The organism is Portibacter marinus (assembly GCF_021533195.1).
GTDB classification, from domain to species: Bacteria; Bacteroidota; Bacteroidia; order Chitinophagales; family Saprospiraceae; genus Portibacter; species Portibacter marinus.
The window spans coordinates 706,505-732,152 of record NZ_JAJNKB010000003.1 but is presented as its reverse complement, the minus strand read 5'-3'; the positions used below and the strand labels follow the sequence as shown (position 1 = coordinate 732,152).

Below are 25,648 nucleotides of genomic sequence, written 5' to 3'. Positions count from 1 at the left end.
TAGGATTCGCAGTCTTATTGGATGGTTCATAAGCTGTGGGAGAAGAGTTCAATTTAGAATAAAAATGAAAATGAATAAATTCAAATATTTTTTACTTTTGGGGTTGGTATTACAGGTGGTTTTAATCTCCTGTAATTCAGATTCAGGTCAGGACACCCAGGCTGAACCAGTTAACAGACCCCGGGCAACAGTTCCAACCTTTAATGTTGATTCCTCCTATTCATACCTCGAGAAGCAGCTTGATTTTGGATTCAGAGTTCCGGGAACGGAATCTCACCAAGCAACCAAAGATTGGTTGGTAGAAAAACTTGAATCTTACGGTTTAAAGGTGATGGTGCAGAATTTTACTGCGACCATCTATACCGGTGAAAAAATGCCTGGATATAATATTATAGCCCAACATAATCCAGAAATGGATCGGCGTGTAGCGATTGCGGCTCACTGGGATACCAGATTTATCGCTGACAAAGATCCGGTTGAAGAAAATCAGGATGATCCCATTATGGGAGCAGACGATGGGGCGAGTGGTGTCGCAGCTATTTTGGAAATTGCCAGACAGGTTACCCAAAATCCAATTGATATGGGTGTTGATTTTATACTTTTTGATGTAGAGGATCAAGGAAATATGAATGGTGAAACCGATACCTGGGCTCTTGGATCTCAATACTGGGCAAAGAATTTAGTCCCTAAGAATTATGATGCGGACTTCGGTATTTTGTTGGATATGATTGCTGCAAAAGGTGCCAGATTCGGTAAAGAAGGATATTCCATGAACTATGCGCCGGAGGTGATGAATAAAGTTTGGAAACTGGCTCAGAACATGGGTTATTCCGATTTATTTCAGGATTATAGAACTGGAGGCATAGCCGATGATCACCTTTACATGAATCAGGCGGGTATTCCTACCATTGACATCATCAGCATACCAAGGCCTGATAATCGGGAATCATCTTTCGGAACTTATCATCATACCCTGGACGATGACATTGACATCATAGAGCCAAGAAACTTAAAAGTGGTGGGGCAAGTCGTTCTTGCAGTTTTGTACAGACATTCAGATGGTACCTTAGGACTATGAATGTGAAGAAAATTTTGAGTCTAGTAGGACTACTTCTAGTCTTGTCATTGATCTTCTTAGCCGCTCGTAGTTTATCAGCCATTGTTGCGGTTATCATGACACCTATTGGCGTTATTTTAGCTTTGATTGGATTGCAATTATTGGTATTTCTGGTCAGGACTTTGATGATCAATCTTATACGTTGACGAAACTGTGGTTGTCATAAAAAAACAGGCCATCCAGCATGACGCCGAATGACCTGTAAAAGGTGTTTTAATATTTTTATTTGACCAGGAGAATTTTCTTGGTACTACTAGATAATTCGGAGTTCAACCTCACGTAATACATCCCTTTAGCGATGTCATCAAGATTAATTTCCAGTATACTGCTTCCTAGTTCGCTTACATTATAACTGTAAACTATTTTACCTGCAGTGTCCATTATCCTCAGATTTACGGCTTTATTCAGGTAGTCTGACAAGTTAATGCGGAAATTTCCTGAACTTGGATTGGGAGCAATGGCCCACTGATCGCTCACAACGTTTCTGGCAGTAACACTTTCTTCTTCTAATGTCTCATCAGGACAAGTCCAAGGTTCGCCACAAATCACCAAAGTACCGCATGCACCTAATTCATCGCCATGGCAAAGGTGATCATCGATGTCTTCACTATCAATACAAAGCGTTTTAAATTTCCCATTGGATTCATGACAAATTTCGACCTTGTTCCCTTTGTTTCCGCAAGTTACATCTATGACGTCAACGAAAAATTCATAAACATATAAGCAACCTGTAGCGTCGGTGATGGTTACAAAGTAATCTGTGGATTCAGAAGGACATACCTTGGTTGTTTCACCAGATGATCCATCACTCCACTGATAGTCATAAGGCCCTACACCATCAATGTTGTCAACAGATAATTCAGTACAAGCAGTTGGTTCATAACCATAATAGACGGTCTTACAATCTTGAGGGATCGTAATATTCAGGGTAAAATCACCCTTAGACATGAAATCTATGCCAAAAAATACAATTCGAAAGCCACTCACATATATATGATAGGTGACCCCTTCTTCTGTATCAAACGTCAATTCTGAAGTAAAATCCGGACACCCAGGACCATCTTCATTTCCTGCATAACATACCAGATTGCCACATTCACCTGTATAGACATCAATTTTTGAATCATAATCTGCTGTACCGCAAGTGGATAAGGTGATGGGTTTACCTAATCCTTCTATGGTATACCACACTCCAGGACTCAGTAAATCAGAGAAAACATCATCACTGCAATCCGAGTCTCCCACCTGATCTCTATCCGTCGCAAAGTTGGTACTACCTTCTACACTGTCGACACAATCCAAAGAAATGGCGTTCTCACAAAGGTCATTTTCTGCAGGGGCATTACAGTTAATTAGTAATGTAAAGTCTCCTGTTTCACCATCAAAGCCATTGACATAAATATAGTAATTTACCCCTTGTTCTCCCAGCCAGGATACTTCGGATGTAAAGCCCAAACATTCGGGACCATCGTCATTTCCAGCCACGCAAAATAAATCTGAATTGCAATCATCTGCTTGAATGATGATGATCTTAGTATCAAAATTGGCAAGGTTACATACACTTGCTGTAATAAATTCTCCCGTTCCTACGATATTGTACCACACTCCGGGGGCAGAAATGGAGGTTCCGCAAGTCCCTGATAAATCCTGAACAGCACCAACAGTCTTGCCATCCACCACACTACCGCATTCAACTACTTCAGCACCCTCACAGAAATCATTCCCAGGCGGCGGGGGTGGTGGCGTTCCATCGCAATTGATGGTTAATTCGAAATTACCGATGGATCCGTTCCAACCTGTGACAAAGATATAGTAAGTTTCACCTGCTATTGTGGCAACTGTGACTTCAGAAGGTACTCCTATTCCACCACATCCATCATCATCGCCACCTACGCACTGTAGGTCATTACATGTTCCTCGATAGATCCCTATTTTAGTGTCATAATCTGTGTCATCGCTGCATAAACTTGCTGTTAAAGGGCGTCCATCAGCAATGAAGGAATACCATACACCTGGAGCTTCTAGCTCTGGAGAACAAGCAGTAGGTTGCTCTCTGGGAGAGGCCATTAAGGTAGATCCACTTACGACATCTTCACATGAAACTGGAATGGATCCCTCACATAAGTCATTTTCTGGAGCATCTGCAAAAGGATCATATGGATAACTTGGAACAACACCATTACAAACCTGTGAATTAATAAGAGAAGCCCTTCTTGGACTGAACTCTAGGATCACGTCCATCCGAGCTTTTTGATCACTAGAAAACATGTTCATACAGGCGTCATCACTATAGTCCATGTAGTTCATAAATTGATCCGGAAGATCACCAGGCCCGTCATCGCAATCGTTCCGTAATGTACCTAATGCTGCATTCGGATCATAGTCACAATCATCAAAAAAATTGTTATTCTGTCCCGCTTGTGTGGGAGTGTCAGCGCAAAAGTCATCTGCACTACAATCTCCATCGCCACCGATGTGTCTTAATCCGAAAAAATGACCTACTTCGTGAGTCGCAGTCCTTCCTAGATCTAAACCTTCTACGGCAGTACCTCCTACTCCGAAAGCAATGTCTCGAACGACTATTCCATCAGTATAGGAAGGGCCGCTTAGCCCTTCTAAGCCTTCTAAATCCGATAAGGGAAATTGCGCATATCCCAAGAGTCCACCTGGAAGAGGAGCACACCATATATTGAAGTAAAAATCAGGGTGCCAAATGGTATTTGGCTTAACATTGAGTTCCATATCACCTATGCTGTAGGAGGATTTGCCAAAGTCGTAACGCTCTATACCAGTTGTCGGACTCCCATCAGGAGCTACACTTGCAAGACAAAAATTGATTTCTGCGTCAGAGGCAATACCAACAAAATCGTCGGGTGTATTAGAGGCATCGGCGTTCATCCTTCTAAAATCTTCGTTTAACACTTCCATCTGTGATAAAACCTGTGCATCTGATATTTCTATATCGCCTCCTCCGATAATGTGGACTACCACAGGTATGGTTACCACAGCCCTACTGATCCCTTTTTGGGAAATCACCTTTTTTGCATTTTTCATCCATTTCTCAAATTGATCCGTCGAAGGCCTGTTCGGAAACTTTTCCTTGAGCATTTGCTCTACCTGCACCATTCCACACCTTTCATCTGTAGGTTGTAAAGTGCCTAATACTTTGGAAATTCTTTCATTTTCATTGTTGCTATTAGTAACTCTTTGCAAGGGTTTGTTGGCATCGTCTGGATTAAATTTATGGAGTCCATTTTGTTGGAATATCAAATCTTTTTTCAATTGTTCCTGGTCCACTTGTCCGGATGCAGGTGGCTGTAGAAGCAAGAAGAACATCATAATAGAACTGAGTGTTTGGACTGTCCTTCTCCAACTGCAATAGCTTGAGCGTAAAGTTTTCAACTTCATTTTTTTTGTTTTAATTGGATTAAAAAATATTAGGGTGTAAGCCGCTTAATAGATCATACAGGAAATGAAATGACTACGGTGAAAATAGGTGCTTTTCACTCTGGGACTGGCAATATTACTTCAGTATGGTGCTACAATTGGTCTTTTGTAATATAAGCAGATTATTTTATATAGTGATGTTTTGTAAGACATTATGTAGATTGAATAGTACATATATATGTTTATTATATATTAAGCATTGAATTTCAATTGTAAGCTAATTGACATTTCAATTATTTTATCTTTATGCTCAATTAATCAATTTCAGATGGAAAAACCTAGTGACAAAGTCAGGGTGAAAAGAATTCCCAAAAGAGGCATTTATGATCGCTCGGAGATTTATGAGATTTTGGATAAAGACTGCGTGTGTCATGTTGCATTTGTATATGACGGATATCCGGTCATTATACCGACGATTTACGGAAGGTCAGGAGATGAACTGTATTTACATGGAGCATCAACCTCAAGAATGATGATGGCGTTGGCAGAAGGAATTCCGGTTTCTATTGCGGTTACTAAGGTCAATGGCATAGTACTGGCACGATCACTATTTAACTCATCGATGAATTATGAGTCCGTGGTCTTATTCGGCCATGCAAAGGAGGTAACAAGCCAGGAGGAAAAAAATCAGGGCTTGGCTGTTATTTCTGATCAAATCCTTAAAGGAAGATGGGAGGAAGCGCGTCAGCCCTCAGCAAAGGAGTTGAAGGCAACCAAATTGTTGAAAGTTTACATACAGGAAGCATCTGCAAAGAGACGCGAAGGCGATCCAGGTGATGAAAAAGCAGATTACGCACTGGATATTTGGGCAGGAGTAATCCCCATCCATCGTAGCTATGGTGAGCCCATTGATGATTCGTTACTGAAAGAAGGCATTTCAAGACCCCATTCAGTCAAAGCCATTGTGAAATGATAAGTGTCGAAGAAGCTTTAGAAATCGTTTTAGAACATTGCCCAAGTGCTCAAATAGATTCTGTCGAACTGGTCCGCGCTCAGGGGAGAATCCTGGCTGAAGATATTCATGCTGATCGTTCATTTCCACCTTTTGATCGGGTAACCATGGACGGTATCGCAATCGACTATAGCAAATTTCGTGAAGGGATTAGGGCATATCCCATAGAAGCCATTGCAGCTGCAGGAGCACCTAAAAAAACGCTGAGTCAAACCAATCATTGTATCGAAGTGATGACAGGAGCCATCATGCCCGAAAATGCAGATACCGTTATTCGCTATGAGGATTTGAAAATAAAAGATGGTGTGGCATTGATAACAATAGACGAGATAACCCATCGTCAGAATGTTCACTTTCAAGGATCAGATCGGGCAAAAGGCAACTTACTTCTTGAAACCGGTAAAAGGATCAATGCTCCTGAATTAGGAGTATTGGCCACCTGTGGCAAGTCCGTTGTAAAAGTATACAGTACACCTAAAGTAGCCATTATTTCTTCCGGTGATGAACTGGTTGATGTAGAGCAAATCCCTCAACTACATCAAATCAGAAAATCAAATAATTATAGTATTGCCGGTGTTCTACACACATTGCAGGTTAGGGCAGAAGCTTTTCATCTTCCGGATAATCGCGAGATGATACAGCATGAATTGAGCAAGCTGATCAATCAGTATGATGTATTGATCCTGTCAGGTGGTGTGTCAATGGGAAAGTTCGACTACATTCCAGATGCTCTTGAAAGCTTAGGTGTAAAAAAGCTGTTTCATAAAGTCAAACAAAGACCAGGTAAACCCTTTTGGTTTGGCATATCAGGCGAAGGAAAAACCATTTTTGCACTTCCCGGAAATCCGGTGTCATCATTTATGTGTACCATTAAATACGTTAGAACATGGATGCTAAAACATCTGAATGCTAAAGCTTCTCCACTTTTTGCTGAATTGGCCTCAGACATCCATTTTAAGCCGGATTTAAACTATTTTGTACAAGTAAGTCTGATTTACGGTCAGGACGGAAAAATGAGGGCACAGCCCATTGAGGGTAATGGTTCCGGAGACCTGGCCAATCTGACAGAGGCGAAGGCATTTATGGAATTGCCGAGGGGTAAAGACCGATATTTAAAGGGAGAGTGTTACCCCATTTACATCATCAATCCTCAATAAGTTGAAGATCGAGCTCTAGCGGTTCAATCAGGTTTACAGAGAGATTCACCCTCAAATAAAATCTGATGGATTTCCTGAATTATACTTTAATGGTAGAAATGGCGCTCATCACATCCACATAAGGAATGGCAGCTTGGAGACAGGCTGTTTCAGGTTTAAAAGTTGGATGACCTGCTAATGGATTCAACCATATGATTTTAGCACTTCTCTTACGGATCGACTGCATTGCCTGAGCAACCAAGTCTGCATCTCCAGTATCCCAACCATCACTTAGAATGATGACTTTCGTTTTTTGATCCAGCAATTGTCCGCTGTAATTTTTCACAAAGTCCCAAAGTGATTCACCTATTTTCGTACCTGCCGACCATCCATCGAAACCATCTTTAAGATCCTGAAGAACTTTGGAAAAATCTCGATCTTGAAGACTTTTGGTAATACGTTGAATTCTGGTACTAAAGACAAACGTTTCGATTTTAGTTGTCGCTTGATTCAGCCCATACATAAATTGTAAAAGAAACTTAGTATAGAATTCCATAGACCTGCTTACATCGCAGATCAACACTAATCTCAATTTTTCAATCTTTTTTTTCTTGTAAGACAGTTCGATCAGTTCATCTGAACGTCCGATATTTTTTCGCATTAATCTGCGTATATCTAAGAGTACATGATTTTTAGACGAAATAAATCTATGCCCTGTCCGATTGGTCAGTTTTTTAACCAGCACCTTGGTTTGCAATAGTATTTCTTCTAGATTATCGTGTGAAAATCTGGTAAAATCTTGTTCAGAAATACCATCGCCCACATCATAACTTGCAGTTTCTATTTTTTCTGTTTCGTGATTGCTGTATAGCCATTTTTTAATCACGTGAAGGGAAGGCTTATTGGCGGTAGGTTTGGGCCTATCCTTTTCTTTTTGCACTTTTTTATGCTTGGCGTTTTCAGCTTGTCTTACTTCTGCCCAATATTGAAGGTAAAGAGGATCGAATTGGTCAAGTTGAAATTTGTTTTTAACCAAAGTGGCTTTCAATGCTGATTTAAAAATGGAAGGATGATGATATGGAATGGTTTTTAGCGCTTCTAAAGCCAGTATTTCTTCCATAGGCCCCAGGACAAAACCATTTTCTCTGAGAAAACGACAGAATTGAATAATGTGAGCGGTGATGGTGTTTTGCTTGAGGACTTCCATTCATTCGTGCTGTCAGTGAACTTTCATTTTAACTTTTACCTTTTCGAATAGTTCTCCCAGAGAATCTTGAGTCTGTCGGGTGTCCTGCCAGTCCTTAATTACAATACCTAAAGTGGATTCGATAATATCCTTATCCAATTCCTCGAAATGCATACTACTAAGTGCCAATGCCCAATCCAGGGTCTCCGCAATGCCCGGCGATTTTTGTAATCTTTGTTTTCTAAGTTCCTGCATGAAATAGACGATCTGTGCGGCAAGATGCTTGTTGATCTGTGGAAGCTTGTGCTCTACAATTTTCTTTTCTTTTTCGAAGTCGGGAAAATCGATCCAGAGGTATAAACACCTTCTTCTTAAGGCCTCAGAAAGCTCACGGTTTCGGTTGGAGGTCAATATGACGTGGGGGATGGAACTTGCTTTTATCGTCCCTAATTCTGGAATAGAAATTTGATAGTCAGATAATAGTTCCAGTAAAAAGCTTTCGAACTCCTCGTCTGCGCGATCTATTTCATCTAATAGAAGTACAGGTGGTTTTTCCTTACTGATGGCCTGAAGCAGCGGTCTTTTAAGAAGAAATTTCTCACTGAATATGGTTTGTTCTTTTTGTGCCAATGTTTGGTCAGAATCATCCATTTTTAGGTGGAGCAATTGACGTTGATAATTCCATTCATAAATGGATTGACTGACATCCAGTCCTTCGTAACATTGTAACCTGATCAGTTCGGTTTCCAGACCTGCGGCTAGGACTTTAGCGATTTCTGTTTTTCCAACACCGGGAGGTCCTTCTACCAATATGGGTTTGTTGAGTGTTATGGACAGATATACGGACATGGTAATCTGATCGTCAGAAATGTAGTGATTGTCAGTAATCAGTCGCTCGACCTCTTGCAGTGTCATTTAAGTTTTGTTGCAATATAAGAAATTCCATTCCTTATAATCTCCTCAAAGCTCTTTTAGCGTAAACAGTGGCCAGGTGAGCTCTATATTTTTCGGATGCAAAATGATCACTCATAACACTGACATCTGAGGTAACACCGGCACAAGCCATATCAAGATGTTCTTCGCTTAAATCGCCTCCTTTCAGAGCGGTTTCTACTTCTTTGGCACGATAAGGTGCATCACTTACCCCACTAAAAGCTATTCGTGCTGAGGATACACTATCACCATTTTTTTCAACAGCAGCAGCACAACCGACAATTGCAAATCTGGAAGCGGGCTGAACAAATTTTTCGTAGCAGGAATTTGCGTTGGCAGCAGATTTTGGAATGCGAATGGCTGTTATGATTTCATTATCTTCAAGCGCTGTAGTGTAAAAACCCTGAAAAAACTGATCAACATCGACTTCTCTGCTACCAGTGGCATTTGCAATTACAATTTTCGCATCTGCGGCTAAAAGCACAGCTGGCCAATCGGCAGAAGGATCGGCATGTGCGATGCTGCCACCGATGGTACCCCGGTTTCTGACCTGAATATCGCCAATCATTCCAGCTGCTTCAGCAATCATAGGAGCATGATTTTTAAGTGCTTTATGAGCAGCGATGCTGGCGTGCGTAGCTCCTGCACCTATCGTAATAGTGGCTTCATTATCAGTGATTTCCTTGAGCTTTTCGATTTTAGAAATATCGATGAGTGCCTCAGGCATGTTTAATCTTAGTTTCATTGCAGGAATAAGGCTGTGACCTCCTCCCAGTATTTTGTCGTTTTCGCCAAGCATGGAAAGCGCCTCCTGAACTGAGGATGCAGATTTATATTCAAATTGTGCTGGTATCATGATTTAGTATTTTTTAATTTTTGTTTTTACTTTATTAAGTGATCATTAAAGATATTTGGTATGCATGCATTCAACGCGTTATGCTAAGCATGCAAATTGAGTTTGCAAGTTCCGGGCAAGTCAGTGCAACTTACAAATGCAATGTTTAGTACTTTATTAGCCTTTGAGCACTTTCTAAAAATCTTACAAATAGCATTTGCTAGTCCCACACTATTCCTAAGCAAAAGAATTTGCAAGTGGCCGGCAAGTCTCACGGTTTATAGTGCAAATCTTTCTTTAAAGCAAACTGCTATCCTAATCTTTCAATGATCAATTATTCATCGCCTCCCAAACGCGTTCGCTGGTCAGTGGCATTCTGATATCTTTTACTTGATGGCCTCCTTTCCAAAGTGCATCGATGACCGCATTCACCACAGCTGGAGTAGATCCAATACATCCGGCCTCACCTGCACCTTTTACACCTAATGGGTTGTGAGGACATGGCGTCACAGTTCGATCTATCTCGAAGCTTGGCAGATCATCTGCTCTCGGCATAGTATAATCCATATATGATCCATTGATCAACTGGCCAGATTCATCATAAATGGTTCCCTCATGCAAAGCCTGACCAATTCCCTGCGCAAGTCCTCCGTGGATCTGACCATCTACTATCATAGGATTGATCACATTTCCAACATCGTCTACCGCGATAAATCTCTTTAGTTTTACTTTGCCAGTTTCCTTATCAACTTCTACTATGGCGATATGACAACCGAAAGGATAGGTGAAATTGGCAGGATCATAAAATGAACTGAAATCCAATCCTGGTTCCAGACCTTCAGGATAATCATGAGGGACATAGGCTGTTAAAGATACATCGCCAAAAGCAATGGATTTGTCTGTTCCCTTCACGGTCCACTTTCCTTCTGCATATTCCAGATCATCTACCGACGCTTCTAACTTATGTGCAGCGATCTTTGCTCCTTTTTCCAGAATTTTATCAATACTTTTTACTATGGCAGAACCACCTACCGCAAGAGATCTGGAACCATAAGTTCCCATACCAAAAGCGACAGCATCAGAATCACCATGTACTAAATCCACATCTTCCATAGGGATTCCCAGTTTGTCAGCAACTACTTGAACGAATGTAGTTTCATGACCTTGTCCATGGGAGTGAGAACCTGTATATACACTTACTTTTCCTGTGGGCTGAACCCGAACCTGTGCAGATTCAAAAAGCCCTGCTCTTGCACCTAATGCTCCGACCACGGCAGACGGGGCAATGCCACAGGCCTCTATGTAAGTGCTGAAACCAATGCCCAAAAGTTTTCCATTACTAGAACTCTTTGCTTGTTCAGCACGAAAATCTTCATAACCCACCATTTGCAATGCTCTTTCCAACACCGGTTTATAATCACCGGAATCGTATTGTAATGCTACCTGGGTTTGATACCCAGGTTGATTGACCCCGTCAAAAGCAGGGATGAAATTCAATCTTCTAACTTCTGCCGGATCCATTCCCATTTCCAAGGATCCAAGATCTATTAATCTTTCCAGAAGATATGTGGCTTCAGGTCTACCTGCTCCTCTATAGGCATCCACAGAATTGGTATTAGTAAATACTGCCGTCACATTGACATTAATCAATGGAGTGGTGTATAGTCCTTGTAATAATGTGCCGTGCAGATAGGTCGGAACAGCAGGAGCAAAAGTGGCCAGATAAGCACCAAGATTGGCATAGGTATCGGCTTTTAAGGCTACAATTTTGCCATTTTCATCAAATCCCATCTGAGCCGAGGTGACATGATCTCTCCCATGGGCGTCAGTCATAAAGGCTTCAGAGCGATCAGAAGTCCACTTTACAGGTCTTTTTATTTGTTTTGATACCCAAACCATCAAAGCTTCTTCCGTGTAGTGAAAAATTTTAGATCCGAATCCACCGCCTACATCATGTGAGACAATTCTTACTTTGTGCTCAGGAATACCTAAAACAAAAGCACATAGCAGTAATCTGATCAAGTGTGGGTTTTGGGTGGATGTATATAAAGTGTAGTGATCCCTGGTTTCATCATAATGGCCAATAGCACTTCGAGGTTCCATCGCATTGGGTACGACCCGATTATTGACAAAATCCAATGATGTGACATGATGTGCAGAAGCCAGGGCTGCATCCACATCCTCTACCGGATTTCCAAGAGCCCAGTCAAAACAGATGTTATTCGGCGCATCAGGATGAACCTGTGGAGCTCCTTCTTTCACCGCTTCCTTAGGGTCGCTTACGGCATCCAGTACATCATATTCTACTTCAACTAAATCAGCTGCATCCCGGGCAATTTCTTTTGTTTCGGCGATCACTACAGCAATAGCATCACCGACATGCCTTACATTATCGCGAATAAGCAATGGATGCGGTGGTTCTTTCATGGTATCGCCATTTTTAAAATTTACCTGCCATCCCGTGGGAACCCCAGCAATTCCTTCTATGTCAGACCCCACAAAAACAGCAACGACGCCTTCATGATCTTTCGCCGCCTGCGTGTCGATCTTGGTAACTCGAGCATGCGCGTATGGTGATCTGACCATATGGGCATGAGTCATTCCCACCAGCTTGATATCGTCTGTATATTTTCCTTTTCCGGTTATAAAGCGTTTGTCTTCAACACGCTTTATGGATTTTCCTATAAATGACATATTTGGATTTTTTCAATGATTAAAATGATGATTATGCAGGTACTCCTGACATATTTTCAGCAGCATGTTTGATGGATTCTACGATATTGTGATATCCTGTACATCTACAAAAATTTCCCTCCAGAGCATGCCTTATCTCATCTTCCGAAGGGGATGGATTGCTTTCCAGAAAATCAACAGCCAGCATGATCATTCCGGGAGTACAGAAACCACATTGAAGTCCATGTTTTTCTTTAAAGGCCGCTTGCAATGGATGAAGTTGTCCGTTTTGGGCCAGGCCTTCTATGGTTTTAACTTCGCTACCATCAACCTGAGCAGCTAAAATCGTACATGATTTCACGGCTTTGCCATCTAATAGTACTGTACAGGCACCGCAACCACTCGTATCACATCCGATGTGCGTGCCGGTTAAGTTCATATCTTCCCGAAGAAAGGTGGACAGTGTTGTTCTCCCCTCCACTTCTTTTGTAACCGACTGACCATTGATGGTCGTTGTAATTCTGTTAGACATCATTTTTATTATTTAGCTATTCATTAATTCAATTTCTTTCTCGAATGAATCGAAGAATTGTTTGGTGAGCGAATTGGCCACGCCAGAAACTACCCTGGATCCAGTTCTGGCTAATAAACCGGACATTTGGGCTTTTCCATCAAATGTTAGTCTGGTTTGTCCATTACCTACTTTATCCAAATGGATATCGACATTGGCTTTAACATTACCAATTTTACTATTCTGCGAAACTACCATCGTGAATTGTTCCGGTTCTATCATATCCTTTAATTCTACGGCCCCTGTAAATCTTCCCTTGACAGGGCCGATTTTGATTTCCGAAATGGCTTCGTAGTTCGTTTTATCTATTTTATTTAACTCAGAAATCCCAGGTGTGATTTTGACCAGTTGATCCGGATCCATCAGCATATCCCAAACCACTTTTCTGGGCGCCTTCAAAACATGTTCTCCATTTAGTTGCATCTGATTTTTTTTATGGAAAGATTAAAATAGTAAAAAGAGTTGAAATTTATAATGTTGAACCTATAATTTGAAAAAATATTAGACGGAATATAAATCCAATGTCGAAATAAAAGGCATGTTAATGTTCTGATAATGGAATTTAATGAAAATGTCGTGTGAAATATAGTCAAGCAATTAAAGTGCTAAATGATTATATTGCATATTAGGACATTTAACCAATCGATACCCTAATGAAAACATACAGCCATATGAATCCACCTATTTTTCGATCTATTTTTATTGGTCTTTTACTGTTGACAGTATACTCTATAGCTGCTCAATCCGCATGTGGGCCCATCACGCTTAGAACACAAAAAGATGTTAATAGCTTCTCATGCAGTTCCATTACCGGAGATTTGATTATTGATGATGATGGAACCATTCCCATCACTTCACTAGAACCCATATTTAACGGTGGATTAAATGGGGGTGCAAAAGTGACTGGCAGTGTATCTGTCCTCAATTGTAATTCATTAACTACACTTGAAGGATTAGATGGAATTGGTACTATAGGAGGTAGATTTAATATTACCAATTGTCAAAATCTAAGCACGATTTATAATGGTAGATTTACCTTAAAAAGGATTGAAGATTTTCTGGTGATCAGCAATTGCCCAAAACTCACAGAAGTCAATGCGCTGATCAATTTGACATATATGGGTTCAGGTTTAGACGTAGTTGGGGACGTTGGAATAAAGGATTACAGTGGCTTTAATAATGTAACGTTTTCACCTGTGGTTGAAATTTTAAGCTCAAGCTCTCCTGTTATCAATGGTTTTAATAGTTTGGAGAATATTGGGTGGTTTAACATTGACAATAATAATGGTTTGGTAGAAGTTACTGGCTTTAATTCACTGAAGACAGTCAAGCCAACGCAAGGATCCACTGGGACGATATGGAATCGATTTAATGTTTCTAATAATTCACTTTTGAAAGCATACGACGCGCATCCCAACATTACTTCCTCCGAGCAAGCGACCATACGTAATAACCCCAATCTTTCAGATTGTTGTAGTTTCCTACCGGTGATAAATAGCAACCCTTCCCCTCTGAATATTAGTGGTAATGCCTTCGGTTGTAACACTGTTAATCAAATTGATGCTCCCCCTACCATTGGCACCTGTCCCCCTGATTTTACAGTTAATACAGCAAACAATTTGTGTGAAGCCAGTTTCAATATCAATCACCCGACGGCTTCTGACAATTGTGACTATGATGAATTAGTTATTAAAACCACACAGCTTGGAAGCCCGACAAGCAATACATTTATGGTAACACAGGGAGGTAGTAATAACTTCAATGCAGAATTAGATATCTACACTTTTGAATATATTGCGTCAGATCATAATGGGAATACCGCCAATTGTTTTACAGAAATAACCATTGTTGACGAACAACCACCACTTTTGACCAATATACCGCCCAATGTCACCATTGGGTGTGACGATAACTTTCCTGCCATTCCTTCACCGACTGTTTCTGATAATTGTGACGGTTCGCCAGCCTTAACAGCGGCATCTTCGGTTTCTATGGGTGGATGTGGATTAGGAATTGAAGCAGAAGTACACGAATATTCCTGGACAGCAACTGACGATTTTGGCAATGAAGCAACAGGGAGCTGGAAAGTTACTGTGTTAAGTGATTTCTCTTTCGATTTAGGAGGCACTGTCAGTGCATGTGAAGGCAGCAACTACAATATCAATCCGGGGAATATCGGGGAGTCTTATCAGTGGTCCACTGGTGCTACTTCTCAATCCATTACCATCAGCAACTCAGGTACTTATACTTTGACAGTGACCACCGTGAATGGATGCTGTTTTGAAGATGCCATTACCATCAATTTCGAAGATCCGCCTAATGCCAGTGCTACAGGAGCTACATTAAGTTGTTCTGCCAGCCAAGTACAGATTATGGGTGCATCCACTTCAGCAGGCGTTACCTATTCATGGAGCGGCCCCGGCGGATTTACCTCGAATGTCCAAAATCCAATGGTCTCCAGCATTGGAACCTATACCTTAATTGTCAGCACCGCGGGAGGATGTACCGCAAGTGCAACAGCAACTGTGACTGCCGATAATGATGTACCTCAAGGATCAGCAGATGGAGGTACATTGACTTGCGATGACACCACTGTCCAATTGTCGGCAAGCTCTACAACTTCAGGTGTATCCTATTCATGGACAGGTCCTAGTGGTTTTAATTCATCACAACAAAATCCAGTGGTAGCAGGAGCTGGAACCTATACAGTTTCTATAGAAGGAAGCAATGGTTGCGTCACCAATATAGATGTAGAAGTCATAGCGGATAATGAGGAACCCGTGGTCAATGTTGGAGACGGTGAATTGAACTGTGCAATTACTTCACTCCTGTATGAGTTAGAGGGAGATGTTCTGTGGGAAGGTCCGGGAGGTTTCACCTCGGCAGCTAATACAGTCGAACTGGTAAATGAAGGAACGTACAATGTAACAGTGACCGGCGACAATGGATGTACAAGTTCCGAGACTTTTTTGATCATGAGTAATTTAGAAATCCCAAATGTCAGTGCGGAAGGAGCGGTACTTACTTGTGATTCACCCGGAGGAGTATTGATGGGCTCTTCTACAACTCCTAATGTATCGTATCTATGGACTGGCCCCAATGGATTCATGGCCAGTTTTGCCAATCCAGTGGCTGTAGCTCTAGGGACTTATACTTTACAAGTTACAGGAGAAAATGGATGTACTGCCACAGTGGATGTTGAAGTAGTTTCCGGAGAGGATGCACCGATATTAACGCTGGAAGGTGGGACTATAGATTGCAATAATACTTCGATCGAATTAAGTGTTAGCGCGTCGCAAGAAAACCTGGATTACATATGGTCTGGTCCCAATGGGTTTACTCAGGAAGGTGCAACCATTCAAGTGATGACTCCAGGCAATTATTCTGTGATCGGTACCAATGCGGATGGATGTTCGGGAAGTACACAAGTGGAAGTATTGGACAATACCATGCCTCCGGATTTAGAAATTTCTGCACCCAATTTAAGTTGCGAGGAAAGCTTTATTCAACCCACAGTTAATTCCTTGTCCATTCTGACATCATATGCTTGGACGGGTCCCGATGGATTTACTTCTAATGATTCATCTCCTGAAATTACTCTTCCAGGGGTCTATACTCTTACTGCAACTGCAGAAAATGGTTGTTCTGCTACAGTAGAAATTACTGTTGAAAGTGATACTGAAATACCTACCGCCTCTGCCACTGGTGGTACTTTGACTTGTACAGAGAATTCGATCGCTTTAATGGGAGAATCTAATTTGGAAGATGTGACTTATCAGTGGACAGGTCCCGATAATTACTTTTCTGGAGAAAAAAACCCAACGGTCAGTGTTACCGGAAAATATTTTCTTACAGTCATTGCAGATAATGGATGTCTTGCAGTGGATTCAACAGAAGTATTAGGAGATCCGGATCTTCCATCTATTAGTGCCACTGGTGGAACCATTAATTGTCTCAATCAAAATGTTACACTAATGGGGTCTACCTCTTCAGTTGATGCAACCATTAAATGGGAAGGTCCGAATGGCTTTGAGACTTCGGAACCTAATCCTACCGTAGATATAGCAGGCACCTATACGTTTACAGTGACCAGTGCCGGCAATTGCGTCGTCTTTTCAACAGTGCAGGTGGTTTTGGATATCAGAAGACCAGACATACTTTTATCACCGGGATCTATAGATTGTGATGATGGCAATGCCACATTTAATGTCCAGACGAATGCCTTTGATGGTGAATTTTCCTGGGTGGGCCCTGATGGATTTACTTCAGATGTCTTGAATGCAGACTACACTAAAGCGGGAACCTATACATTAACGATTGTCGATGACAATGGATGTAGTTCACAGGGAACCATAGAAATTGAGTCAGACATTGGATATGAAGTGGATTTACAAATTAATGGAAATGACGTCAATGTTGAAATTATTGGTGGAACAGGTCCCTTTACCATAGTATTCAATGGGAGTATTGAGGCTTCCTCAGTAAATGATTTGAACAATGGTGATCACTTTGTGACCATTGAAGATGGTTTGGGATGTGAAAAAATCATTGATTTCACCATCATGTCTTCCAGTACAGATGAGTTGATCAATCCTGACGAGGTAGACCTTTACCCCAATCCAGTGACCCATGCTTTAACCTTAGCGTGGGATGGAACGGAAAACAAGTTCTCACAGGTAGATATATATCATTCAAACGGAGCACGATATTTAAGTTCGCGGGTAAGTGGTAAAAGTATCGTGATATCAGACTTAGAAGAATTGTCTTCCGGTATTTACGTCGTCAAACTGAAAGGGGATCATTCGATTGTTACCAAAAAGTTTCTGCTATTGAAATAATGAAGCCCATTGTCATATTTGATGCGTACGGTACGCTTTTTAAACTAAATGTCGATAATGATGAATTAGATTCTATTCTAGGTGATATAAAAACAAATTTTTTTGATACCTGGAGACGAAAGTTGCTGGAGTACTCATGGTTAACCAGTTTGGCTAGCCAATGGCATGATTTCGATACAATTATCAATAAGGCATTGAAGTTTTCCTGTCAAACATTTGACATTGATTCTGAAAAAGTCAGTCCAATTTTGATGGATATTTACAGGCATCCCATTCTTTTTGATGATGCTAAGCATTTATTGGAAAATAATGATTTTACAGCCTGTATTCTTTCCAATGGAGTGAAAGCAGTGCTGCAAAATGCCGTTTCAGCGAACCACATCGATCAAAGAATAGATGCGATTTTTTCTGCCTCTGATGTACAGTGCTTTAAAGTATCACCTCAGTTGTATAGGCTGGTGACTTCGCATTATAATATTGGACCTACTAACATTCTTTTCGTTTCTTCTAATAGTTGGGATATCACAGGTGCTTCCATGTTTGGCTATTCAACGGTATGGGTCAATAGAGAAAAAAGGATCTTCGATACCTTGGTAGATACACCAGATTATGTAGTGGAAAGTTTGGAGGAAATAGTTAACCTCCTATAGTACTCATACTTTCACTTACAGGCTTACCATTGCTTCTAAGCAGTTCTGCCTGAAATCCATCCTTGGCTTTTCCAGATACTGCTTCCTGAATAGCAAAGGCTAATTCCTGATCAGTCGCACCAGCTCGTAATAATTGTTTGATGTTAAAAATACCACTATCATACAAGCAGGTTTTGATGCTTCCCTGAGGAGTCAATCGAATGCGATTACAGCTTCCACAAAATGTTCTGCTGTATGCAGCGATTACTCCAAAAGATCCCTTGTAATCTTTTACCGTGTAGTTGTAGGCGGTTGAATTCTGAGGATCTTCGAGCTTTTCGACAGCTTCAAATTTGTCTTTAATGTGTTGGAGGATTTTAATGTAACTCCATTCGAGATGACCTTCTTCTTTACCTTCACCATTAAAAGGCATTTCTTCAATAAACCTTACCGAAACAGGTAGATTTTCAGTCAACCTGACAAATGATTCAATTTCATCATCATTGACACCTGACATCACCACGCAATTGATTTTCACTCTGAACCCCATTTTAATCATTCGACCAAAACATCGAATAACGGTATCAAATTCATCCCTCCTTGTAATCTTCTTAAACTTAGCCTTATCCAGGGTATCCAAACTTAAATTGATGGTACGAACACCATATTTCCAGAGATCATCAAGGTATTTTTCAGTCACCGTTCCATTGGTAGTAAGATTAATTTTGTTTATACCCGAAATCTCTGCCAATCCTTGGATGAAAAACATAATATCCCTTCTTAAGAGGGGCTCACCACCTGTGATTCTTACTTTGGAAATACCAAGATCAGCAAATATTCTAGAAATTCTGAGCAGCTCTTCCCAGGACAAAACTTCTTCTCGAGGAACATATTGAATGCCCTGTTCCGGCATACAATAGGTGCATCTGAGATTGCAGCGATCAGTAACGGCGATTCTCAAATAATCAGCGACTCTATGATGGCGGTCTATAAGCATTCAGTAGTTTTCAGTATTAAATGTAAATAAAATACAACGAATTGATAAGGAAACAAATTCCTTGCTATTTGTTTATATTTATCATTAACAATGTTTGCGATCAAAAATAATTTCCCAATTTTCAAAGCACATCCTGATCTGATCTTTACGGATAATGCATCTACGACACAAAAACCTGCAGCGGTGATCGAAGCCATTAGCCAATACTACCGGGAAATGAATGCCAATGTCCATCGGGCTGTTTATGACCTGGGAAATCAGTCTGATCAAATTTATCGTGATACGCGTCAAGAAATCTGCGAGTTTTACCAAAAAGAGACCTGTATATTTACCCATGGAACTACAGATGGTTTCAATAAATTGGCCATGAGCCTTGAAAATCAGATAGACAGTAGGTCAAATATAATTGTGACTGAAATGGAGCATCATTCCAATCTGGTTCCTTGGCAAGAATTGTGTCAGCGCACAGGAGCTGAATTAAGATTGGTAGGGATGACGGATGAGGGAACGTTGGACTATGAACAGATGGAAAAGCTGATGGACGATAGCACTAGAATAGTTTCGATGGTGCATATTTCCAACACATTGGGCACCATCAACGATTTGAAAAGAGTGAGAAAAATCATCGGAAATCGAAATGCCTGGTTTTTAGTAGATGCTGCTCAATCATGTGCCATTCATATTGACCTGATCCAAAATTCAGATGCAGACGCCTATATTTTTGGCGGTCATAAGATGTTTGGTCCTACTGGTGTGGGCATTCTTTTGGCAAAGAAAAAGCTGCTGAATGAATTGCCACCTTTCCATTTTGGCGGAGGAATGGTGACAGAGGTGGAAACTTTAAAATCTGAATATAAAGAGGATGTGACCAGGTTCGAAGCAGGAACACCACCTATAGCGCAAATTGCCGGATTAAAAGAGGCTGTTCGTTTTATATCTGAGGTGGATTTAGGTCAATGTCGTCAAAATGTAAGCAGACTGGCGAAGACACTTCGAGCTAGATTAGAAGCGGAAGGTTTCGACTGTCTGGGAAAGGGGCAGGATACAGCTGGAATAGTTTCAGTGACCTTCGGGGACATTCACCCCCACGATGCAGCTAGTTTTTTAAACACGAAAAATATTGCAGTGAGAGCAGGTCACCATTGTACACAGCTGATCATGAAAAAGTATGGAATTCAAGCGTGTGTGCGGTTTTCTTTCTCCATATACAATAGAGATCAAGAAGTAGATTCTATCATGCATGCCATTAAGGAAATGAAATCGTTCTTTTCATGAGCAGACTGAATAAAATGTACCAGGAGCAGTTATTGGTGGAAGCCAAAAATCCTTATCATTTTGACAAGAGAATAGATATTGAAGAGTCGATCAGGGCTTATAATCCATTATGTGGCGATCGATATGATCTTTTCCTAGGTGAAGAAATATTTTTTCATGGTTTTGGTTGTGCCATCTCGAAGGCATCTACATCCTTAATGATTAAGTTCTTAGAAGGCAAGTCCAACGAAGAAGCCATTCATTCAATCAAAAAATTTATTAAAGGGATAGAAGGAGGTGGTCAAATTGAGGAAGAGCTTTTACTCATCTTCAGAAATCCTGATCATTTTAAGGGGAGACATGATTGCATCAAGCTGTCATGGAATGCTATGCTGAAATATTTGCTAAATTTGCCATCATGAAAATTAATTTACTGGTTTTCGGAATCGCAAGAGATATTTTGGGTTATGCTCAACACGAAATGAGCATACAATCGGACATGCGTATCCAGGATCTGAAACACAAATTATCTGAAGAATATCCCGATTTTAAGAAATTGGCCAAGTTTGATATTGCGGTAAATCAAGAATACCAGGAAGACTCTTTCGTTCTCAGTGAAAGAGATGAGGTTGCTATTATTCCACCTGTAAGCGGAGGCTGATGATCAACGTCAAATTAACCATTGACCCCCTTTCTGTCACAGCATGTGAAAAAATGATTGAGGATGATCAGGCTGGAGGTCATGTTGTATTTATTGGTACGGTCAGAAATCACACTTCCTCTAAGAAAGTTCTGTTTTTAGATTTCGAGGCATACGGGCCAATGGCAGAGAAGGAGATGCACAAAATTGCCGAGCGTGCACTCAGTAAGTTTGAAGTAAAACACATTGTCATTCATCACAGAGTAGGCCAACTTGAAATTGGCGAGATTCCAGTGGTGATTGCTGTAGCCTCTGCCCATCGCAAAGCGGCCTTTCGAGCTTGTGAGTATTGTATTGACAGCCTCAAAGAAACCGTTCCCATCTGGAAAAAAGAGCATTTTGAAGATGGGGAGGTTTGGGTTGCGGCACATCCATGATTCATTGGGCTTAGAAATTAGATTTAATCGTACAAAGCTTTAATATTTTTCTGACTTGATAGTCTTTTCATACTTTTAAGGATGGATAGAATACAACAACTTTATCATCCCGATCAATTTCAGAAATTGGGAGCACATCTCATCTCTTTCCTGAGTGATTATTTGCGTCAAGTTTCTACAGGAAAAATAAAGACCAATCCTTACGCATCTCCGGAGAAGGCTTTGCAGTCCTGGGAGGATTTCATGGCTTCTGATGCTGGAATCGAGGAATATTTTGAAAAAATAGTAAAAGAATCTATACACGTGCATAGTCCTTTGTATCTGGGTCACCAAGTAAGCACCCCAGCTCCCATCGCGGCATTTGGAGGATTGGTTTCTGATCTCTTGAACAACGGAATGGCCGTCTACGAAATGGGTGGTTCTTCGAATCCATTAGAGAAAATGGCAACGGAAATGATCTGCAAGGCCATTGGATATACGAAGGAATCAGCAGGATTTATGACTTCAGGAGGCACATTGGCTAATTTAACGGCTCTGCTTACGGCCAGAAGTATAAAATCTGGGGATGATGTGTGGGAAAAAGGATCATATGAATTAAAACTGGGTGTGATGGTTTCTGAACAGGCGCATTATTGCATCGATAGAGCCGTAAGAATCATGGGGCTTGGAGCGGAGGGCATTATAAAATTACCGGTGGACGATGCCTACAGAGTAAACATTGACATGTTGGGTCTGAAGCTTAAGGAGGCCAGGCAGAAAGGTATCAAAGTGTTTGCCATAGTCGCCAGTTCTTGCTCCACAGCTACTGGATCATACGATGATATAGAAGCGATGGCTGATTTCGCTGAACAACATGATTTATGGTTGCATGTAGATGGAGCGCACGGAGGAGCTGTGGTGTTTTCTGACCAATATCGGCATTTGGTCAATGGAATTGAAAGAGCTGACTCTGTCATTATAGATTGTCATAAGATGATGATGACACCTACTTTATGTACAGCTGTTTTATACAAAAACCAGGACCATACCTTGGCCACCTTTAGACAAAAAGCTGATTATTTATTCGATGTTTCTGAGCAGTATGATTGGTGGAATTCGGGAAAGCGTACTTTTGAATGCACTAAGTTGATGATGAGCATCAAGTTAATGGCCATCGTTCGGTTCGTAGGTCAAGAGGTTTTTGGCGAAGTGGTCGATAGACTTTATAACATGGCCAAAGAGTTTGCATCTATGATTCAGAAAGATCCGGATCTTACTTTAGCACTTGCACCGCAGGCCAATATAGTTTGCTATAGATATAACGGCTCCAATGAACTAAACCGGAGCATTAGACAACGGATATTGGAAGAAGGTAAATTTTACATTGTGCAAACGGTTATTGATGATACCGTTTATTTAAGATCAGCAGTTATGAATCCTATAGTAGAGCTTCATCATTTTAAGGCTTTGATCGAAGAGATAAAGGGTTTGGCTTCTGAGTTATGAAATAAAAGATGAACGATTCAATATTTAACCAAAGATAATTTCTATTTTAGTTAAGCCTCGACCTTCAGGGGCATTATACTAACTAAACTTTTAACTTATGGAAATTAATTATTTAGCTGTCATTGCTGGTGGAATAGCAGCATGGGCCATCGGATCTTTATGGTATAGTCCTATTCTTTTTGGAAAAGCCTGGCAAAAGGAAGTCGGCATGACGGATGAAGACATTCAAGGCAGTAATATGGCACTTATTTTCGGTACAAGCCTTGTATTAATGATTATTATGGCCTTTGGAATCGCGCCTATTGTGGCGAGTCATGGTGAAGACATGCCATGGCATCACGGAATGTTTCATGGATTAATGGTAGGGATATTCTTCATCGCAACTTCCATTGGAATAAACTATTTGTATCAAAGAAAAAGTATCAAGCTCTTTCTTATAGATGCGGTATACCAAGTGTTGATTGTGGTTGTTGCCGGTTTGATATTGGGATTGTGGAGATAAAGTAAGGTAAGGATTAAGGAGTTGAATGACCGGTATAGTTTCGCGTTTTAGGCTTTAATGTCAATATTAAGCTTAATCCCGCAAGCAATCCACCAAGAGAAAACCATATGTCGTTGATATCATCGACATTGTTGCCCCCTATGTTATGAATTTTATATTCTTGTGTGATGACATAAATGGCACTTAGAAGTGTTGCCATGATGTAGATGTATTTTTCTTTGATTTGGTATTTGCGATTGATATACAATCCTGCAACAGTTAGGAAGATTACGCCAATGATGGCTTCGCAGAAATTCGGAAAAGAATATAGGAATATTTGTATGTGATCAGATGGGAAGTTGTATAGTAATCTAGAGCGAAATATTTTGAATAAAATGAATATTAGGATTACGCCTATCTGAATTCTCAGTAATATACTAAAGTCACTCATGCCAATCAGAACAACTCTCCATTGATCGCATATTCCTTTGGATTTTCAAGAGAAAGTAACTGCCTTTTGATCTTGGTGCCATAAGCGTAACCTGTGAGAGACCCGTTACTGCCGATAACGCGGTGACATGGGATGCATATAGCGATGGGGTTCTTCCCGTTAGCCATTCCGACTGCTCTGGTAGCATTTGGATCACCAAGTTGCCTGGCAATGTCGAGATAGGTTACAGTTTTACCATACGGTATATTCTGCAAAATTTTCCAAACCTTTTGGTAGAATTCAGAGCCACTTTCTAAGAGATATGGTAGATTGAATGTAGTGATTTCACCATTGAAATACTGTCTGAGTTGGTTCTTTCCTTCCTCAGTAATGGAATTGGGATTCACATTTTCTTTTGCCTCCTTGACGATGGATACTTTATGTAAGCCTGAAGCTTGAGCTTGCAGTTCTATCAGTCCTACCGGGGAATTAAGATGGTCAATGTACATATTTCAGGATGTTTGCGTATTGATGATATGCCTCAGGATAAGATTTTTTAAAATCTGGGCCATTGACATAAAATGCTACCAGTTGAAGTGTTTTTAGGCCAATGTTCTCTTTGGAAAAGCCCGTGATTTTAAGGACATGATCCAATTCATAAGGTAATATTTTAGAGATGTCCAATTCCTCAATTTTCTGTAATTCCGGGTAAATGGTCAATAAAGCTTCAGCATAGGCATGATAGGCAAGATTATAATTCTTTTTAGGCTCGCGAATGCCCATCATCAATTGTTCTAAGGAAATTAGGATGATTCCATCTTCCAGATGGGTTTCAACGGTATGAAGAAACTGATTACCAGGAGTAGGAAATGGATGGTTATAGCATATGATGCGATCATAATCACCGATCAAATAGTCTTCCAGGCCAATGGTCATTTGAATGGCATGTGCAGCGATAATGGCTTTAAAATCTTCCGGAATATCTTTTCTTTCTTTGAGCATCAATTGGAATGATCGTGCATTTAGATACAAAGCAAGTCTGGTTTCGAATCGCTCTCGGTCTTTGGTTTCAAGAGCACTGTAAAAAGGAAAGAAGTTGCGAAGCCAAATGCGAATGGGTTCGTCGAGCTTGGGAGGATATTTCTGATCATACCAGAAATTGATCTCTTCTTTAGCAAAGAAAATCGCCAAACCAATGGCGATGACGGCCAGGAAAGGGTAAAGAAATTCATCTTGCTCGAAGTAAATTAATTTAACTCCGGTGTACAAAGCCCCGATAATAAAGGGAAGAGCGAGCAACATAGCAAATCTGATACCTCTCATGCTGTAAATTTATTTATATTTTTTTGGGAGTATCAAAAAAGAGCATAAATTTGCAGACCAATTTGAGGTACCTTAGCTCAGTTGGTAGAGCAATGGACTGAAAATCCATGTGTCCCTGGTTCGATTCCTGGAGGTACCACAAACAAAAAAAGACCCAAACGGGTCTTTTTTTGTTTGTGGTACCGCGAAGCGGCTGCGGCTGCTGAAAAAGGCTACAACGGGTCTTTTTTTGTTTGTGGTACCGCGAAGCGGCTGCGGCTGCTGAAAAAGGCTACAACGGGTCT

General features: G+C 40.8%; 22 protein-coding genes and 1 tRNA gene. 12 read left to right on the top strand and 11 right to left on the bottom strand.

The features are described 5' to 3' along the window. Window positions 1-70 precede the first annotated feature (70 nt). A complete protein-coding gene (locus tag L2567_RS10795) occupies window positions 71-1,078 on the top strand; it encodes a M28 family peptidase (protein ID WP_235297778.1) in 1,008 nt (335 codons plus the stop codon). 261 nt (window positions 1,079-1,339) lie between these two features. Here the strand turns inward: L2567_RS10795 and L2567_RS10790 are convergent, their stop codons facing one another. Next, window positions 1,340-4,525, bottom strand: coding sequence for a T9SS type A sorting domain-containing protein (locus L2567_RS10790; protein WP_235297777.1), 3,186 nt, complete (start codon window positions 4,523-4,525; stop codon window positions 1,340-1,342). A gap of 307 nt (window positions 4,526-4,832) precedes the next feature. On the opposite strand from L2567_RS10790, the gene L2567_RS10785 reads away from it, so the two are divergent. Together L2567_RS10785 and L2567_RS10780 are read left to right on the top strand one after the other, a co-directional pair. Continuing rightward, the gene (locus tag L2567_RS10785; protein WP_235297776.1) at window positions 4,833-5,477 is read left to right on the top strand and encodes a pyridoxamine 5'-phosphate oxidase family protein; all 645 of its coding nucleotides are present in this window, start codon (window positions 4,833-4,835) and stop codon (window positions 5,475-5,477) included. Beyond that, complete coding sequence (locus L2567_RS10780) at window positions 5,474-6,673, top strand: molybdopterin molybdotransferase MoeA (protein ID WP_235297775.1); 1,200 nt, start codon at window positions 5,474-5,476, stop codon at window positions 6,671-6,673. Before L2567_RS10785 ends, L2567_RS10780 begins: the two co-directional genes overlap by 4 nt. Window positions 6,674-6,752: 79 nt before the next feature. Here L2567_RS10780 and L2567_RS10775 read toward each other — a convergent pair whose 3' ends face one another. The 6 genes from L2567_RS10775 to L2567_RS10750 all read right to left on the bottom strand — a co-directional run bounded on the left by L2567_RS10775 (window position 6,753) and on the right by L2567_RS10750 (window position 13,273). Then, window positions 6,753-7,859 carry a vWA domain-containing protein gene (locus L2567_RS10775; protein WP_235297774.1) on the bottom strand — a complete coding sequence of 369 codons (1,107 nt, stop codon included), beginning with the start codon at window positions 7,857-7,859 and terminating at the stop codon, window positions 6,753-6,755. A gap of 12 nt (window positions 7,860-7,871) precedes the next feature. Further along, window positions 7,872-8,753 carry an AAA family ATPase gene (locus L2567_RS10770; RefSeq protein ID WP_235297773.1) on the bottom strand — a complete coding sequence of 294 codons (882 nt, stop codon included), beginning with the start codon at window positions 8,751-8,753 and terminating at the stop codon, window positions 7,872-7,874. Between the two features lie 34 nt (window positions 8,754-8,787). Beyond that, window positions 8,788-9,627, bottom strand: a complete 840-nt coding sequence (locus tag L2567_RS10765) for an FAD binding domain-containing protein (RefSeq protein WP_235297772.1) — start codon at window positions 9,625-9,627, stop codon at window positions 8,788-8,790. Between the two features lie 309 nt (window positions 9,628-9,936). Next, a complete protein-coding gene (locus L2567_RS10760; RefSeq protein ID WP_235297771.1) occupies window positions 9,937-12,300 on the bottom strand; it encodes a xanthine dehydrogenase family protein molybdopterin-binding subunit in 2,364 nt (787 codons plus the stop codon). Between the two features lie 31 nt (window positions 12,301-12,331). Next, window positions 12,332-12,811 carry a (2Fe-2S)-binding protein gene (locus L2567_RS10755; RefSeq protein WP_235297770.1) on the bottom strand — a complete coding sequence of 160 codons (480 nt, stop codon included), beginning with the start codon at window positions 12,809-12,811 and terminating at the stop codon, window positions 12,332-12,334. Between the two features lie 12 nt (window positions 12,812-12,823). Continuing rightward, window positions 12,824-13,273 (bottom strand): CoxG family protein, encoded by a 450-nt coding sequence (locus L2567_RS10750; protein ID WP_235297769.1) that lies wholly within the window; start codon window positions 13,271-13,273, stop codon window positions 12,824-12,826. A 230-nt stretch (window positions 13,274-13,503) separates the two neighbouring features. Here L2567_RS10750 and L2567_RS10745 point away from each other — a divergent pair, with 230 nt between their 5' ends. Both L2567_RS10745 and L2567_RS10740 read left to right on the top strand, forming a co-directional pair. Then, window positions 13,504-17,688 carry a T9SS type A sorting domain-containing protein gene (locus L2567_RS10745; protein ID WP_235297768.1) on the top strand — a complete coding sequence of 1,395 codons (4,185 nt, stop codon included), beginning with the start codon at window positions 13,504-13,506 and terminating at the stop codon, window positions 17,686-17,688. Then, on the top strand, window positions 17,688-18,338 hold the full coding sequence (locus L2567_RS10740; protein ID WP_235297767.1) for a haloacid dehalogenase type II: 651 nt from the start codon (window positions 17,688-17,690) through the stop codon (window positions 18,336-18,338). The genes L2567_RS10745 and L2567_RS10740 overlap by 1 nt, the downstream gene beginning before the upstream one ends. Here the strand turns inward: L2567_RS10740 and moaA are convergent. After that, window positions 18,325-19,314 (bottom strand): GTP 3',8-cyclase MoaA, encoded by a 990-nt coding sequence (moaA, locus tag L2567_RS10735; protein ID WP_235297766.1) that lies wholly within the window; start codon window positions 19,312-19,314, stop codon window positions 18,325-18,327. The two genes, L2567_RS10740 and moaA, sit on opposite strands and share 14 nt — an antisense overlap. Before the next feature lie 90 nt (window positions 19,315-19,404). On the opposite strand from moaA, the gene L2567_RS10730 reads away from it, so the two are divergent. From L2567_RS10730 to L2567_RS10705, 6 genes are all read left to right on the top strand, one after another. Next, window positions 19,405-20,589 carry an aminotransferase class V-fold PLP-dependent enzyme gene (locus tag L2567_RS10730; RefSeq protein ID WP_235297765.1) on the top strand — a complete coding sequence of 395 codons (1,185 nt, stop codon included), beginning with the start codon at window positions 19,405-19,407 and terminating at the stop codon, window positions 20,587-20,589. Next, on the top strand, window positions 20,586-20,990 hold the full coding sequence (locus tag L2567_RS10725) for an iron-sulfur cluster assembly scaffold protein (RefSeq protein WP_235297764.1): 405 nt from the start codon (window positions 20,586-20,588) through the stop codon (window positions 20,988-20,990). The genes L2567_RS10730 and L2567_RS10725 overlap by 4 nt, the downstream gene beginning before the upstream one ends. Continuing rightward, window positions 20,987-21,229 (top strand): molybdopterin converting factor subunit 1, encoded by a 243-nt coding sequence (gene moaD, locus L2567_RS10720; RefSeq protein WP_235297763.1) that lies wholly within the window; start codon window positions 20,987-20,989, stop codon window positions 21,227-21,229. The genes L2567_RS10725 and moaD overlap by 4 nt, the downstream gene beginning before the upstream one ends. Then, entirely contained in the window at window positions 21,229-21,645 is a 417-nt protein-coding gene (locus L2567_RS10715) for a molybdenum cofactor biosynthesis protein MoaE (RefSeq protein WP_235297762.1), read from the top strand. Before moaD ends, L2567_RS10715 begins: the two co-directional genes overlap by 1 nt. A gap of 81 nt (window positions 21,646-21,726) precedes the next feature. Next, window positions 21,727-23,130, top strand: coding sequence for a pyridoxal phosphate-dependent decarboxylase family protein (locus L2567_RS10710; RefSeq protein WP_235297761.1), 1,404 nt, complete (start codon window positions 21,727-21,729; stop codon window positions 23,128-23,130). 97 nt (window positions 23,131-23,227) lie between these two features. Continuing rightward, window positions 23,228-23,632 carry a DUF1761 domain-containing protein gene (locus L2567_RS10705; RefSeq protein WP_235297760.1) on the top strand — a complete coding sequence of 135 codons (405 nt, stop codon included), beginning with the start codon at window positions 23,228-23,230 and terminating at the stop codon, window positions 23,630-23,632. Window positions 23,633-23,645: 13 nt separating this feature from the next. Here L2567_RS10705 and L2567_RS10700 read toward each other — a convergent pair whose 3' ends face one another. From L2567_RS10700 to L2567_RS10690, 3 genes are read right to left on the bottom strand one after another with little or no spacing between them, the layout of a single operon-like run. Next, window positions 23,646-24,062 (bottom strand): hypothetical protein, encoded by a 417-nt coding sequence (locus tag L2567_RS10700; RefSeq protein ID WP_235297759.1) that lies wholly within the window; start codon window positions 24,060-24,062, stop codon window positions 23,646-23,648. 5 nt (window positions 24,063-24,067) lie between these two features. Next, the gene (locus L2567_RS10695) at window positions 24,068-24,550 is read right to left on the bottom strand and encodes a methylated-DNA--[protein]-cysteine S-methyltransferase (protein ID WP_235297758.1); all 483 of its coding nucleotides are present in this window, start codon (window positions 24,548-24,550) and stop codon (window positions 24,068-24,070) included. Continuing rightward, window positions 24,540-25,364 carry a M90 metallopeptidase family protein gene (locus L2567_RS10690; RefSeq protein WP_235297757.1) on the bottom strand — a complete coding sequence of 275 codons (825 nt, stop codon included), beginning with the start codon at window positions 25,362-25,364 and terminating at the stop codon, window positions 24,540-24,542. The genes L2567_RS10695 and L2567_RS10690 overlap by 11 nt, the downstream gene beginning before the upstream one ends. A 66-nt stretch (window positions 25,365-25,430) precedes the next feature. On the opposite strand from L2567_RS10690, the gene L2567_RS10685 reads away from it, so the two are divergent. Next, window positions 25,431-25,503: transfer RNA gene (locus L2567_RS10685), tRNA-Phe, on the top strand. Window positions 25,504-25,648: the final 145 nt, after the last annotated feature.

Bases quoted from the DNA above. Each gene is read 5' to 3' on its own strand.
- L2567_RS10690 (WP_235297757.1), bottom strand. From the start codon at position 25,364: ATGAGAGGTATCAGATTTGCTATGTTGCTCGCTCTTCCCTTTATTATC.
- L2567_RS10700 (WP_235297759.1), bottom strand. From the start codon at position 24,062: ATGAGTGACTTTAGTATATTACTGAGAATTCAGATAGGCGTAATCCTA.
- moaD (WP_235297763.1), top strand. From the start codon at position 20,987: ATGAAAATTAATTTACTGGTTTTCGGAATCGCAAGAGATATTTTGGGT.
- L2567_RS10715 (WP_235297762.1), top strand. From the start codon at position 21,229: ATGATCAACGTCAAATTAACCATTGACCCCCTTTCTGTCACAGCATGT.
- L2567_RS10770 (WP_235297773.1), bottom strand. From the start codon at position 8,753: ATGACACTGCAAGAGGTCGAGCGACTGATTACTGACAATCACTACATT.
- L2567_RS10775 (WP_235297774.1), bottom strand. From the start codon at position 7,859: ATGGAAGTCCTCAAGCAAAACACCATCACCGCTCACATTATTCAATTC.
- L2567_RS10765 (WP_235297772.1), bottom strand. From the start codon at position 9,627: ATGATACCAGCACAATTTGAATATAAATCTGCATCCTCAGTTCAGGAG.
- L2567_RS10705 (WP_235297760.1), top strand. From the start codon at position 23,228: ATGGAAATTAATTATTTAGCTGTCATTGCTGGTGGAATAGCAGCATGG.
- L2567_RS10785 (WP_235297776.1), top strand. From the start codon at position 4,833: ATGGAAAAACCTAGTGACAAAGTCAGGGTGAAAAGAATTCCCAAAAGA.
- L2567_RS10790 (WP_235297777.1), bottom strand. From the start codon at position 4,525: ATGAAGTTGAAAACTTTACGCTCAAGCTATTGCAGTTGGAGAAGGACA.
- L2567_RS10710 (WP_235297761.1), top strand. From the start codon at position 21,727: ATGGATAGAATACAACAACTTTATCATCCCGATCAATTTCAGAAATTG.
- L2567_RS10795 (WP_235297778.1), top strand. From the start codon at position 71: ATGAATAAATTCAAATATTTTTTACTTTTGGGGTTGGTATTACAGGTG.
- L2567_RS10730 (WP_235297765.1), top strand. From the start codon at position 19,405: ATGTTTGCGATCAAAAATAATTTCCCAATTTTCAAAGCACATCCTGAT.
- moaA (WP_235297766.1), bottom strand. From the start codon at position 19,314: ATGCTTATAGACCGCCATCATAGAGTCGCTGATTATTTGAGAATCGCC.
- L2567_RS10745 (WP_235297768.1), top strand. From the start codon at position 13,504: ATGAAAACATACAGCCATATGAATCCACCTATTTTTCGATCTATTTTT.
- L2567_RS10740 (WP_235297767.1), top strand. From the start codon at position 17,688: ATGAAGCCCATTGTCATATTTGATGCGTACGGTACGCTTTTTAAACTA.
- L2567_RS10695 (WP_235297758.1), bottom strand. From the start codon at position 24,550: ATGTACATTGACCATCTTAATTCCCCGGTAGGACTGATAGAACTGCAA.
- L2567_RS10725 (WP_235297764.1), top strand. From the start codon at position 20,586: ATGAGCAGACTGAATAAAATGTACCAGGAGCAGTTATTGGTGGAAGCC.
- L2567_RS10760 (WP_235297771.1), bottom strand. From the start codon at position 12,300: ATGTCATTTATAGGAAAATCCATAAAGCGTGTTGAAGACAAACGCTTT.
- L2567_RS10755 (WP_235297770.1), bottom strand. From the start codon at position 12,811: ATGTCTAACAGAATTACAACGACCATCAATGGTCAGTCGGTTACAAAA.
- L2567_RS10780 (WP_235297775.1), top strand. From the start codon at position 5,474: ATGATAAGTGTCGAAGAAGCTTTAGAAATCGTTTTAGAACATTGCCCA.
- L2567_RS10750 (WP_235297769.1), bottom strand. From the start codon at position 13,273: ATGCAACTAAATGGAGAACATGTTTTGAAGGCGCCCAGAAAAGTGGTT.